Source organism: Bacterioplanes sanyensis, assembly GCF_002237535.1.
Lineage (GTDB): Bacteria > Pseudomonadota > Gammaproteobacteria > Pseudomonadales > Oceanobacteraceae > Bacterioplanes > Bacterioplanes sanyensis_A.
This window is the reverse complement of the sequence record NZ_CP022530.1, coordinates 2,662,500-2,676,031: the sequence shown is the minus strand read 5'-3', so window position 1 is coordinate 2,676,031 and position 13,532 is coordinate 2,662,500. Positions and strand designations below refer to the sequence as shown.

Annotated in this window: 11 protein-coding genes and 1 riboswitch; of the genes, 5 read left to right on the top strand and 6 right to left on the bottom strand. The window is 55.8% G+C overall.

Annotated elements, in window-relative coordinates:
• Window positions 1–36 precede the first annotated feature (36 nt).
• On the bottom strand, window positions 37–1,398 hold the full coding sequence (locus CHH28_RS12450; RefSeq protein ID WP_094060612.1) for an AmpG family muropeptide MFS transporter: 1,362 nt from the start codon (window positions 1,396–1,398) through the stop codon (window positions 37–39).
• A complete protein-coding gene (locus tag CHH28_RS12445) occupies window positions 1,398–1,883 on the bottom strand; it encodes a YajQ family cyclic di-GMP-binding protein (RefSeq protein WP_094060611.1) in 486 nt (161 codons plus the stop codon). Before CHH28_RS12445 ends, CHH28_RS12450 begins: the two co-directional genes overlap by 1 nt.
• A gap of 88 nt (window positions 1,884–1,971) precedes the next feature.
• Between CHH28_RS12445 and CHH28_RS12440 the strand changes: the two genes are divergently transcribed.
• From CHH28_RS12440 to CHH28_RS12420, 5 genes are all read left to right on the top strand, one after another.
• A complete protein-coding gene (locus tag CHH28_RS12440) occupies window positions 1,972–2,934 on the top strand; it encodes a hypothetical protein (RefSeq protein WP_094060610.1) in 963 nt (320 codons plus the stop codon).
• Between the two features lie 18 nt (window positions 2,935–2,952).
• On the top strand, window positions 2,953–3,819 hold the full coding sequence (locus CHH28_RS12435) for a ketopantoate reductase family protein (RefSeq protein ID WP_094060609.1): 867 nt from the start codon (window positions 2,953–2,955) through the stop codon (window positions 3,817–3,819).
• Window positions 3,820–3,907: 88 nt separating this feature from the next.
• Window positions 3,908–4,100: riboswitch (cobalamin riboswitch) on the top strand.
• 89 nt (window positions 4,101–4,189) lie between these two features.
• On the top strand, window positions 4,190–6,088 hold the full coding sequence (locus tag CHH28_RS12430) for a TonB-dependent receptor (RefSeq protein WP_157729897.1): 1,899 nt from the start codon (window positions 4,190–4,192) through the stop codon (window positions 6,086–6,088).
• A gap of 12 nt (window positions 6,089–6,100) precedes the next feature.
• Entirely contained in the window at window positions 6,101–7,309 is a 1,209-nt protein-coding gene (locus CHH28_RS12425; protein ID WP_094060607.1) for a hypothetical protein, read from the top strand.
• Window positions 7,310–7,319: 10 nt separating this feature from the next.
• On the top strand, window positions 7,320–7,886 hold the full coding sequence (locus CHH28_RS12420) for a cob(I)yrinic acid a,c-diamide adenosyltransferase (RefSeq protein ID WP_094060606.1): 567 nt from the start codon (window positions 7,320–7,322) through the stop codon (window positions 7,884–7,886).
• Here the strand turns inward: CHH28_RS12420 and CHH28_RS12415 are convergent.
• The 4 genes from CHH28_RS12415 to yajC form a co-directional block, all read right to left on the bottom strand.
• The gene (locus CHH28_RS12415) at window positions 7,873–9,894 is read right to left on the bottom strand and encodes a methyl-accepting chemotaxis protein (protein ID WP_094060605.1); all 2,022 of its coding nucleotides are present in this window, start codon (window positions 9,892–9,894) and stop codon (window positions 7,873–7,875) included. The two genes, CHH28_RS12420 and CHH28_RS12415, sit on opposite strands and share 14 nt — an antisense overlap.
• 506 nt (window positions 9,895–10,400) lie before the next feature.
• Window positions 10,401–11,312 carry a protein translocase subunit SecF gene (gene secF / locus CHH28_RS12410; protein WP_094060604.1) on the bottom strand — a complete coding sequence of 304 codons (912 nt, stop codon included), beginning with the start codon at window positions 11,310–11,312 and terminating at the stop codon, window positions 10,401–10,403.
• A complete protein-coding gene (gene secD, locus CHH28_RS12405; protein ID WP_094060603.1) occupies window positions 11,309–13,168 on the bottom strand; it encodes a protein translocase subunit SecD in 1,860 nt (619 codons plus the stop codon). The genes secF and secD overlap by 4 nt, the downstream gene beginning before the upstream one ends.
• 73 nt (window positions 13,169–13,241) lie before the next feature.
• Window positions 13,242–13,526 carry a preprotein translocase subunit YajC gene (gene yajC, locus CHH28_RS12400; protein ID WP_420093162.1) on the bottom strand — a complete coding sequence of 95 codons (285 nt, stop codon included), beginning with the start codon at window positions 13,524–13,526 and terminating at the stop codon, window positions 13,242–13,244.
• Window positions 13,527–13,532: the final 6 nt, after the last annotated feature.

Below are 13,532 nucleotides of genomic sequence, written 5' to 3'. Positions count from 1 at the left end.
CAAGCAACTAGTGCAATAAAAACGGCTTCTCAGAAGCTAGCTGGCTTGTTCTGAGGCCTCCGCAGGACGGATTCGCCGCCACAAATACAGCACTAACAAGATGGCGGGCAAACCGAGCATGGCAGCCACGACAAAAAATTCAATATAGCCGTATTGATCCACCACGACGCCAGAAAAGCCACTGATAAATTTGCCCGGCAAAGTCATCAGCGAACTGAACAAGGCGTACTGTGTGGCCGTGTAGTGGCGATTCGTCAGGCTGGACAAATACGCAATAAACGCCGTTCCAGCAATGCCACCACTGAGGTTATCAGCGCTGATAACCAGTGCCAGCCACAATAATGACGGCGTTGCGGAAAGCCCCAGCCATGCTAACCAAGCAAATAATAAGTTGGTGCTGGCAACCAATACCGCACCGGCCAGCAATGGGCGATAAATACCCAGCCGCACGACTGCCACACCGCACAATGCCGAGCCAGCAATGGTCATAAAGAAACCAAATAACTTAGCCACCGAAGCAATGTCGGTTTTGCTGTAGCCCAGATCCAGATAAAAGGGATTGGCCATCGCTCCCATGGCCAGGTCGCTGAGGCGGAAAACACCGATAAAGGTCAAAATGACCAGCGCCAACCAGCCATTGCGACGAAAGAATTCAAGAAACGGGCACACTACCGCCCCCAACCACCAACGCTGCCAAGCCGGGCGCTGATGCAACTGCATGGGCCGACCAAAGGTCTCATCCACCAGTTGATATTCCTGCTGCTGACGTTGCTCTGCCGTGACTTCCGGGGCCCGCTCGGCCCAAACCGTCACCAGCATAATCAGCGCGGCGATGCATGCCATCACCACATAAGCTTGCGACCAGCCACCCCACTCGGCCAAATACAGAGCGCCGGCACCGGCGACCAACAAGGCAACACGATAGCCAAAGTAATATGCCGCCGACAAAGCCCCCTGCCATTCGTCATCGGCGATTTCGATGCGATAGGCATCAATCGCAATGTCTTGGGTGGCGGATGAGAACGCCACCAATACCGCCAGCAAAGCAATGGCACTAATCGAGTGTGCCGGGTCGATCTGGCTCATCAATAACAGGCCACTGGCCACACCCAATTGGCCGATTAAAATCCAACTGCGCCGCTTGCCCAGCCTATGCGTTAGCCAAGGGATTTTTAACCGATCGATAGCCGGCGCCCAAAACACTTTGACCGAGTAAGTCATGCCGACCCAGGCAAAAAAACCGATGGTGCTGCGCTCTAGGCCGGCTTCGGTCAGCCAGGCAGTCAAGGTGGTAAACACCAGCAAGAACGGCAGCCCAGCCGCGAATCCGAGCGCCCCCAACACCGCCACGGGCTTGTGGCCGTAGGTGTCTCGCAGCTGGCGCAGCAATGACAACATCAGTCTTTAAAGTTCTTAAACATCAACGGTAAAGTAATGCTCTCGTCGGCTTTTAACAGCGCCATCACTTGCTGCAGATCGTCGCGCTTTTTACCGGTCACCCGCACCATTTCGCCCTGAATGGCAGCCTGAACCTTAATTTTGCTGTCTTTAATCAGCTTTAACATTTTGCGGCCCAGATCTTTATCGATGCCTTGGCGCAGCGTCGCTACCACCTTCACTTGCTTGCCAGCTCCTTGCGGGTCGCTGTATTCCAAACAACTGACCTTAATGCTGCGTTTGATCAGGGCACCCTCGAGCATGGGTTTCATTTGATCGACCTGGAACTCGTCACTGGCGGTCAGGGTGACGCTCCAGTCTTGCAACGCAAACTGAGCATTGGCGCCTTTGAAGTCATAACGACGCTCCAGCTCACGATTGGCCTGATCTACCGCATTTTGCGCTTCGTGTTTGTCGATTTCTGACACTACATCAAAAGAAGGCATGAAGAATCTCCGCTAAATAATTGGTTGGCATATATACTCTTCGGGGTAGAGAAATGCAAAGCAGCGACTGGCGACCTCTAGGTGAGACATGGATATGGAAACCAAGATGACATTGCACGGCCCCGGCACCTATTACTTCTCTGTGACCGGATCGAAGGAACAGCCCATTTTCTATTCCGTGTTCGAGTATTGCTACGGCGAACAAATCCTGGCGCAATTGCCGCACAGTCGCCTGCTGGCCTATGTATTTAATCCCTACGAAATCCAATGTGTACTGCATTGCGACCACGACTGGACGCACGTGATGGACGATCTGCACCGGGCGTTTGATCACATGCACGAGCAATGCTGGCAACGCCGCCATCAAGTGCTGTCTGATCAAAGCACGGTATTGCTGGTGGACGACAGCGCCTATCTGGTCGATCTGGTATTGCAACTACACCGTTGGCCTGTGTTGCAGCAACTGGTGGCCGATGCCGAAGTCTACCCGTGGAGCAGCGATCGTTATTACCGCCTGCCAGAGCCACCGGCCTGGCTCGACAGCCGTCGCATGCTCAACTGGCTGTGCCACAGCCGCCGCAATCAGGCGCAGCATTATGAGGCTGTTATGCGCCAGCCCGCGCGCGCCACGCTCAATCTGCTGTCCGGCAATCACCCTATGTACCAAGCGCTGGCCCGCGACGGTTTTATCCAACGCTTTTTAAAGAAAGAGGCGCTGTCGCAGGCCGCCCGCTCCGCCGAAGAAATTCGCACCCTGTACGATCATGCCTGCCAGCTGGTGAGCGACCAATTTGGTACGGCGATGGAGTCCATGCGCGACCCACTCAATCGACGAGACTTCCACCGCTTCATGCCCATTGTTGTTTGGCTACTGCGTGAACGTGGACTGCACTTTGACGACATTGCCCGCTTGGTGGGTGAAGACGAAGAGCGCCTGCAATTGTGGCTGCGCAATCTGCCTGCCGACCATGAGGAAGCTTTACTGCGCAAACTGATGCAGCGCTGGTCGCCAACGGATATTCCCGTCAGTGGCGTTTTTGCCGAGGCCTGATAACGCTATACTGCCGCCATGATAACGATTGGTATTTTGGGGCTAGGCGCCATGGGCACCTTGATGGCCTACCACTGGCGGCAACACAGGGTATTTGCACTGACGCAGCAACCGCAGCTCAGCCGCACCCTGCAGCTGCCATCACCTCAGCAGGCAAAGCCATCCGCCGTATCGCTACAACTCCCCTGCTGGCAACAGCAACCGCTTGATTGGCTGGTCGTCTGCACCAAAGCCGCCGATACCTTAACCGCCCTGACGCCCTATCGGCAGCAGCTGTCGAGCGTGCGCCGGTTAGTGCTGCTGCAAAATGGCGTTGGGCAGCAGCAGCAGGTTCAACAATGGTTGGACGGTATAAATGCGGCGCCGACGCTGTGGGTAGCCAGCTCCACCGAAGGCGCTTATCGACTTGCCCAAGACACCGTGGTCTACGCCGGTCAAGGCACCACGGTTGCCGGTCCTTGGCTCTCGCAAGCAGACCAAGCACCACTGCCGCCCGGTTGGCAATTCGAGCCCAACATGCGCGAGCGACTGCTGCACAAATTGGCGCTCAATGCCGTCATCAACCCGCTGACGGCGAAACATCGCTGTCGCAATGGCGAGCTGCTCAGCCAGCAGTATTGGCCTGAAACAGAAGCCCTGTGCGATGAAGTCGAACAAGCGTTCGAGCAATTGCAATGGCCGTGTCCAACCCCCTTGGTGCAGCGCGTCAGAGAGGTGGCCACCGCCACCGCCAACAACCAGTCCTCAACGCTACAGGACATTCTCGCCAATCGCGCCAACGAGCTGCCCCATATTACCGGTTACATTTTGCAAGCCGCGGCAGCCCAGCAACTGGCACTGCCACAGCAGCGCGCTCTGGCACAACAGCTTAATATCCGCTGGTAATCCCAGCGCACGGCCTTTCAAACACGCTCAGAGCAGCGCAGGCCATGCATTGCGAGCCTGACGAAGATTGACGTTGGCCGCACGCCTCGTTAGTCTTCGCGCCTCAGGTGCCTGCTCTGGCAGGGTAAACGGGAAGCTTGGTGTGATTCCAGCGCTGCCCCCGCAACGGTAAGTGATGACAGCAACGGCCAAGACCACTGTGCAAGCGCATGGGAAGGGGCCTGAGCGGAGCCATACTCGCATCACCAGCCCGGATACCGGCCTGTTCCATCAAACCAGCAACTGCGGTGGGCGGTAGCGGAGGTTCCTGTCTGGCCGTCGCTGGCCAGGGTGCTGCCGTGCTGTCTTGCTGCCTAACATGAGGCATGGCGTGCGCCACCTGATCATTTGCACTTTTCTCTGCGCTTTGCCCACTGTCACTGTCGCCAATGGCCAATCACTGTCGCCAGTAGTGGTCACTGCGGAGAACGCACGGGATAGCAATGCCCGCGAGTTTGATCGTGCAGAGCTGGAACAAGGCCATAGCGATTTGGCCAGTTTTCTTGGCCAGCTCAATGGTGTTCAGGTGCAATCCACGGCCGCCATTGGCGATCCGGTGATGTTGAGCGTGCAAGGCGCCGACGCACGGCAAACGCAAGTGCTCATTGATGGCATCGAAGCACCGCGCAATGAGTTCGGTAGCTACGATCTATCCACCATTCCGCTGGCTCAGATCGATAGCCTGGCGCTCACCACCAGCGGCGCCGTCAGCAGTGCCATCGGCGGCACCTTAGAAATCAACACCCGCGACGTACCTGTGCCGCAACTGCAAACAGGCGTCGGTGCCTACGGGTTGCGCCAGCTGGCCTGGCAACAGCCGCTGAGCGAGCAAAGTCACCTGCAGTTGCACCATCTGCGCAGCCTCAACAACTTTGACTACCCGGTCCCCAGCCCCATCGATGCGCCAAATGACCGTAATCAACCGCAAGCGCTGAACAATGCGGATTTCCAACGCTACGATCTGGCGTTGCAGCAACGGTGGTCACAGCTGCGGTTGCGCCTGGGCCACCGCACTGCTGACAAGTCGTATCCGGATTATTTCAGCAATCGCGATGGCCAACATGCGCGCTTTCAGCAGCAAGCCAGCAGCGCGCAACTGAGCGGCCACTGGCACCAGTATTTACCGCATCAATGGCAGCTGTATTGGCGTCGATTCGACGACCAATACATCGACCGCGGCAGCGCTGTAGGCCTGGGCCGTCAGGACAATCGGTATTTTGGCCATCAACTCACCGGCCAGTGGCGTACGCAATGGAACCTGCAGCAGCTGCACAGCGCATTCAATATTGAGGCGCAGCAGCAGCGCTACGTCAGCCGCCACCGGTTATCAGCGAACGCCAAAACCTGTGATCAGCTGCGAGCATCCTGTGATTTGCTCAGCAAACGCCAACAGCTCAGTGCTGAGCTGCAGCAGCGCTATCTATGGGAGAAGCAACAACTGCAGTGGAGCGTGCGCCATCGCCAAGTCGACGACAGCAGCCTGACGCGCAGTGGCGAGCGTATTGATGATCGCTGGAGCTGGTTCGACGGCGCCATTGGGCTGCAGCACACAGCGTCCGATTGGCACAGCCAGCTTAGCGTCAAACGCGCCATACGCTTCGCCAGCCTGTACGAGCGCTTTGGCGATCGCGGCTTGTTGCAGCCAAACCCGGATTTAAACAATGAGCGCGCTCACAGCCTGCATTGGGATACGCACCTTACCTTGCCACTCATGGCCCGACTCAGTGCGTTTTATCGCTGGTTGGATGATGCCATCGTGCCGGTGTACGACTCTCGCGGCATCGGCCGCTACGAAAACACCGACGCTGCTCGCATGACAGGGGTGGAATGGCAGCTGACGCCGCTGCAACTGCATTTCAATGGCCTTCGCCTAAGCACCGACCTCAGTGGCAGTCACTACCACAGCCAAACAGACAGCGACGTCAAAGCCTTCGACCAACAGCGCTTGCCCGGCATTTACCACCAGCAGCTACGCGCCCAGATGAGCGCCAAGTGGCACCGACAAAGCTTGCAACTGAGTTTTGAATACGCCGATGACCTGTACATCGACCGCGCCAACCTGATCATAGGCGACCAACGTCGGCTGTGGCACCTGCATTACCGCTACCAAGCGAACGCCTGGCAGGCAGGCACGAGGCTCGACAACCTCAGCGATCAGACCTACCGCGACTTCAGTAATCGCCCGGCCAGACCAAGAACGTGGCTGGCTTACCTAACACTGAACTACTAACGGAGATACACGATGCAAAAGCCGCTCTACCTCATCTCACTGGCAGCCCTGCTGAGCGCCTGTGGCAGTGACGACTCGTCCAGCAACAATACAACACCAGCACTCGAGTCCAAGTACGTTGCCCAACTGGTGGCACCAGACTACAGCAGTAGCCAAGTAGCAACGGGCGCGGTAACGGGCGATCGCAGTGCCACCCAGGGGCTGCTGGTGCAAGACAAGTCTGACTACTCGCTCAGCAGCTATGGCGACGTTCTGTACCAACTGGGCCGCTTCCAGATTGATACCGTGTCGCGTTATGAAGGCCATGATCTGACGACACAAAGCTGGAGCTACAGCACACGCTTAGCGGGTGAAGAAGTTTCGTCTAACACCTATCAGTTGGTCCAGCGCAATGCGTCTGAAGGCTACTTAATTCGCTATGGTAGCCATTTACTGCTTACGGTGAACCCGCAGGCTGACAACGCCGACGACTTTGTGACCGGCAGCATCGATCTGTCCGCCTATACGCCGGAGGGCACCCAGGTTCCGGGCATGAGCGACGCTGTGATAGCAGGGGACCGTTTGTTTGTGTCATTGCAGCGACTCGATGCCAGCTGGCAACCACTCACTGCCTACATCGCTGTTATCGACCTGAGTACCGGACTGGAAATCGATACCAACCCTCAACTGGATGGCCTGCAAGGCATTGCATTAGCCGGCACCAACCCCGCCAGCATGGAAGTGCACAACGGCCAGCTGTACGTCGCCAGTCGCGGCGATTACGCCAGCAACAGCGGTACATTGGAAAAAATTGATACCACCACTTACGCCACGACAGTGCTGGCTGATGGTGACAGCTTCCCGCAGCTGAACGCTAACCTGGAAGACGACGATGCCAGCAACGACGTCATCTACCACTTCCAGGATGTGGCTGTGGTCAGCGACCAGCTGGGCTTTGTGCTGCTAAGCAAAGAGCAAGGATTTACCAGTCTGGACGATCGCATCTTTACCTTTAACCCGACAGAAGCCAGCTTTGGCACTGCGCTGAACGACACCGTTGCGGCCTTGAACGATCAGCAAATTGCAGACATCACCGTGGGCCCAGAGCTACGTTTGTGGCTCAGCGTACACAATGCCCAAGCACCTGGCATCTACGTGGTTGACCCAGATACACTGACGGTGAATGGCGATTTCATTGCATTGGATATGCCTGCCAGCCACATTCTGTTCTTAAGCGAATAAGGGAGCCTGTATGGGAAACCGGTTATCAAAAATTGCCACCAAAACCGGCGACAAAGGTGATACCGGCCTCGGTGATGGCAGCCGCGTCAGCAAACACAGCGATCGCATTCAAGCGATTGGTGATGTTGATGAGCTCAACAGCTGGATCGGGCTGCTGCGTGCGCAGCTCGCCGCCGACCATGCGTTGCAAGCAGTGCTGGATCAGATCCAGCACGACTTGTTTGACCTCGGTGGCGAGTTAGCCGTACCCGGGTTTAATGCGCTGAGCGCTACCTTGATCGCTGATTTGGAAGCCGAACTGGAGGTCATCAACCGCCAGCTGCCAGCACTGAAGGAGTTCATCTTACCAGGCGGTAACCAGGCTGCGGCGCACTGCCACATGGCGCGCGCTGTCTGTCGCCGCGCTGAACGGGCGTTAGTAGCGTTATTGCAGCACCAGTCGGTAAACGAGTTGGCGCTGCAATATCTCAACCGCTTGTCTGATTTGCTGTTTGTCTGCGCACGCTCATTGGCGCGCGAAGGTGGCGGCCAGGAAGTGCTGTGGCGCAATCGCTACCAAGGCACTAATCCACCTTAAATTGCGCCACTCGTGACGCCAGCGACTCGGCAATGGCTTGCGTCTGCTGCACCGCATGCACAGTGCCCTCGGCATTGTGCTCGGTTTCTTCACCGCCGTGGCGAATCTCATTGAGGTTGTGTTCCAGGCCTGCTGCCACGTCTTTTTGCTCCGTGGCGGTCACCACAATGACGTTGGTTTTTTGCTGAATCTCGCCCATGCTGAGCTGAATTTCATCCAGCGTCATACCCACCTGCTCTGAGCGCGACACCGTCGACTCGACCATATCGCGATTCACTTGCATGGTATCGACTGCACGCAAAATGTTCTGCTGCACTTCCTGAATCAGCTCTTCAATCTCTTGCGCCGAGCCTTGGGTGCGACTGGCCAGAGTTCGCACTTCATCGGCCACCACGGCAAAACCACGCCCCTGCTCTCCAGCACGCGCCGCTTCAATGGCGGCATTAAGTGCCAGCAGGTTGGTCTGCTCAGCAATGCCCTTAATAGTACCGAGGATGGTCGAAATCGTACTGGAGTTATCGGCCAGTCGATTGACTGCGTCCATCGAGTTTTGCATCTCCCCCGACAACCGTTGCACTTCTTGCATCACACTGAGCACCACTTGCCCGGCTTGATCCGATTTTTGTTGGCCTTGCGTGGCGGCGGTTTGCGCCTGTTCGGCCAGGCTGGCCATGCCGGATGCTTTTTCCGCCATTGCGCTGAGCATATCTGACACCTGTTGTGTTTGCTCCAGCTGTGCCTGCACCGCCTGACGCGAGCGATTGGCGATGGACTCGACCTCATTGACGTTGTCGCTCACAGAGCCCGCAGAGTCTTTCACCGCCGCCAGCGTGGCGCGCATATTGGCGGTCATCTCGTTAAAGGCATCGCGCAGGCGGCCCATCTCGTCCTGCCCTTTAAAACTGATCACTTGGGTGAAATCACCACGTGCAATCTCACCGGCGCCATGACTAAAGCGCTTGATGGTAAAGCGGATCGACATATAGAAGGCTAAGTACAAATACACAATGATGCTCAGCGCCAGCGCCAACACCACCAACAGCCATTGTATTTTTTCTTGTTGCAACGCCAAGCGCTGTTGCAGGCGCTCATTTATTAGCGGAAACGCTTGTTGCTCGAGCTGTAAAGCATGAGCTTGCTGCTGCTGATAAAACTCGTGAAACGCACTCCAGCTCATTTCTACTGACACGGCGGCAATCACTTCGTCATCAATTTTGACACGCACCGCATCTAACGCCTGCAAGGTGGCCTGAGCATGGCGCAACAAGATAGCATCGTTAACGCCTTTGGCCGCAGACACCAGCAACTGCGCCGATGAATCTGCCTCCAACAGCTGATCGTAAACGCTGTTCATCTTGTCATAAGTGGCAGACTGCAAGTACTGCTCTACAAAGGCAAACAACGCCGATGAATGCGCCATGCCCATGGTTGACGCCAACGCAGGCAGCTCGGTCAGCAGCATGCTGTTCAGGCGCTGAATGTTCAGATCAGGGTCTAGCGCCAATCCCGAAGTACGAGCGTACTGGCGCAGTAGTAGGTAAATTTCATCGATGGCGAGCTGATAATATTTGAATTGGTCGACATGAGTTGGTTGGCGGTGTTCGCCTTGATAGCTCAAACGCTGCAGATATTGCTGGCGCCACTGTTCTAACGACTGTTGCAACGCAGCATCCTCTAACGAGTCGGTCAAGTCATCCAGACCGGCAGCCATCGTCTCTCTGGCTTGATCCGCTGCGCGCTGCAGTTGTGCATCGTTTTGAAATGGCAGCACCGCCGCCAGATCACGAAAGCGCTCAATCTGATGGGCAAAGGCCAACATAGCCTCAACTGTGTCCACCGCAGACAGCGCACGCTCAGTTTTGCGCATCGACTCCATGGCGGTAAGAAATACCTGGCCGCTGAGCAACACCAGGGGAACCATAAATAAAAAGCTGATCAGTGCGAATTTGGCAGCGTAACTCAGCCGCCCCATAAACTTAATCGCAGGCCACATCAGGGCTTTGAACATCGTCTGGTTCACCTCTGGCTATTGTTATTATCTAATGTTGTCGGCAGTGATAGCGTTCACTGTAGTGAGAACGGCCGTTATCTCGGCCCAGCGGGCCAAGGCGTGTAATAAAACCCGATTCTGTAACGCCACACTGTGGGTTTAATGTAACGTTTGTTATCGAAATTAGACACAATCTACCAGCAATTCGTAAGCGACGCAGCGAGCTGTGCACTGATGTTAACCGTGTGTCACTGCCTGAAAACGTCCTCGCCTAAGAGCGTACTTGCTCGGTTAACAAGGTGCAGTCAGTCGAACAGCAGATAGGGCCAATCGTCCCGTAGACAGAAAGTGCGAAGCAACAGAATCAGCCAGGGTGGCTGCGGAGTGCGATAACAGCGGGGCCGGCAGAATTAGATAGGTTGTAACGACGAAAGAGACATGGAAAAGCAGCGAGCTAAAGACGCAACAATAGCGCCTGACAAGAAAGGACTGCCCAGCACCGCGATGGGCGCTGGGCACAAACACTAAGGACGGTCGTCCACCTCTTCCAGCTCAGGAGGCATCAAGTCTTCACGGCTGATCTTCATCAGCAGCAGAATATTGGCCGCCACATAAATCGAAGAATACGTACCCACCAACACACCGATCATCAGTGCCACGGCAAAGCCATGAATCATTTCACCGCCAAACACCATCAACGCAAACAGCACCAGAGCCGTCGTCAATGAGGTCATCAGCGTACGACCCAGAGTCTGGTTCAGTGACTCGTTGATGACGTCGATAGCACCGCCACGGCGCAGGATGCGGAAGTTCTCACGAATGCGGTCCGATACCACGATGGTGTCGTTCAAGGAGTAACCGATCACCGCCAGCAAGGCCGCCAATACATTCAGGTCAAATTCCCATTGGAACAGCGAGAATAAGCCGACCACGATGATGACATCATGAAACAAGGCCGCCACAGCACCGACAGAGAACTTGAACTGGAAGCGCACAGCAACATAGATCATCACCACAGCCAGCGCCATCAGCAGCGCCAGGCCACCTTCATCACGCAGCTCCTCGCCCACTTGTGAGCCAACAAACTCACTGCGTTCCAGACGAATCTCATTATCCTCAGGCAGCTGCTGTTGCAGCACACCCAACACCTCATTGCCCAGATCGTCGCGGAAGGCCTCCGACATACGCACCAGCACGTCGGTCTCAGAGCCAAAGTTTTGCACGGTAACATCGCGGTAACCGGCATCTTCCAGAGTGTCAGTGATGCCCTCCAGAGCCACTGGCTGCTGGTATTTTACCTCCAGCAAGGTACCACCGGTAAAATCAAGACCCAGGTTCAAGCCCTGAACGGCGACCGAGCCAATCGACGCCAACACCAATACAATGGATAACACCAGAGCGATCCCTCTGGCCTTCATAAAGTCCAGAGTTTTCATACCCGACCTCCAATTGCTAGGGATTCAACACGACGACCGCCGTACACCAGGTTCACCATGGCACGATTGAGCACAATCGCCGTGAACATCGACGTCAAAATACCGAATGACAACGTCACCGCGAAGCCTTTGACTGGGCCTGTGCCTGCAGCAAACAAGATCACCGCCACCAACAGCGTGGTCAGGTTGGCATCAAAGATGGTCACAAAGGCGCGGCTGTAACCTTCGTGAATGGCTTGCTGTGGTGAGCGGCCATTCTTCAATTCCTCACGAATGCGCGCAAAGATCAGCACATTGGCGTCCACCGCCATACCAACGGTCAATACGATACCGGCAATGCCCGGCAAGGTCAGCGTGGCACCAACGATCGACATCAGCGCCACCAGCATGACAATGTTCACCATCAGTGAAATATTCGCCATTAGGCCGAACGCTCGGTAGAACACCAACATGGCCACTAATACCAAGGCCAGACCGACCATCACCGACTGCACACCCATCTCGATGTTTTCTTTACCCAGGCTTGGGCCAACGGTGCGCTCTTCAACAAAGTACATCGGCGCTGCTAATGCACCTGAACGCAGCAGCAAAGCGAGCTCGCTGGCTTCGGCTGCTTGCAGGCCGGTGATACGGAAGCTGCTGCCCAGCGTGGTTTGAATGGTGGCCAAGCTGATGATCGATTTTTCCGTCACTTGGACGGTCTTCACCACTTCCTCGCCATCCACCATTTCGTAGGTCGTCCGAGGTTTACGCTCAACAAACAGTACCGCCATGCGACGTTGCACCGCTTTGCGCGTCACTTGCGTCATGCGCGCACCGCCTTTGGCGTCTAGGTCGATGTTCACCTGTGGCATGCCATTTTCATCAAACGCTGAGCGCGCATTGGTCACACTGTCACCCGTGGTGATCACGGCTTTCTCCAAACGCGCGGTGCGAAAGGCTTCGCTGCGGAATGGGTATTCTTCGGTGGTGAAACGGTTAGCACCTGGCTCGGCTTCTAAACGAAACTCCAGGTTGGCCGCTTTACCGAGAATCTTCTTCGCTTCGGCCGTGTCCTGAACACCCGGCAGTTGCACCACAATGCGATTGCGGCCCTGACGCTGCACCAGAGGCTCAGCCACACCCAGTTCATTAACACGATTGCGTAGCGTCGATAAGTTTTGTTTTACCGCATAGTCTTCGTAGGTTTTGATCTGCTGCTCCGTCATACGCAGCTTGAGGTCGTAAAACTCCGCCACTTCTTCGGTGGTGCGAGAAAACTCAGGGAACTCACGGATAAAGAAGTTTTCTGCCGTGTCACGCGTGGCTTCGTCTTCAAAGCTGATGCGCAGATAGTCGCCTTCCACCTGAATGCGGCGGTAACGCAAATCTTCTTGGCGTAGGCGTGTGCGCAACTCTTGGCGATAGTTGCTGACTTTGCCCGCCATGTACTCTTCCATGTCGACTTCCATCAGGAAGTGCACACCGCCGCTCAAGTCAAGACCCAAGGTCATCGGGCCAGCGCCTAAGCTCAGCAGCCAGTCCGGCGTGGTCGGCGCTAAGTTCAAGGCAACAACATAATCATCGCCCAAAGCACGCTGTACAGCGGCTTTAGCGGGCAATTGGTCGCTGGTTTGCTGCAGGCGAAACAGTGCCGTGCCGTCGATCACTTCTTCGCCAAAGAAATCCAGCTTGGCATCCGTCATGGCGGCGCGCACCTTGGCCAAGGTCGCCTCCGACATTTCTGCACCCGCTTGCGACGGCGTTACCTGGATAGCAGGGTCCGGTGGATAAAGATTCGGTGCGGCGTAAATGGCTGATATCACAACCACCAACACGATTAGTAGGTTCTTCCACAAGGGGTACTTATTCAGCATGGGATGCCATAATTCCTATATCTGGCGAGACAGTCGATAAACGCAAAGCGGCACCCGAGGTGCCGCTTAGGATTTACGCTTTTACTTCTTTAATAGTGCCTTTTGGCAGCGCAGCCGTAACCGCAACTTTTTGAATCGGCATTTGCACGTTGTCAGCTACTTCGACCACCACAAAGTCGTCGGTCACTTTAACAATTTTTCCCAGCATGCCACCGGCGGTAACGACTTCATCACCACGCTCCAGGCCACCAATCAGCTCGCGGTGCTCTTTCTGGCGCTTAGACTGTGGACGCCACAGCAAGAAGTAAAAGATCAGCAAAAAACCGCCGAGGAAAATCAGCTGACCTGTGACTCCCATTGGAGC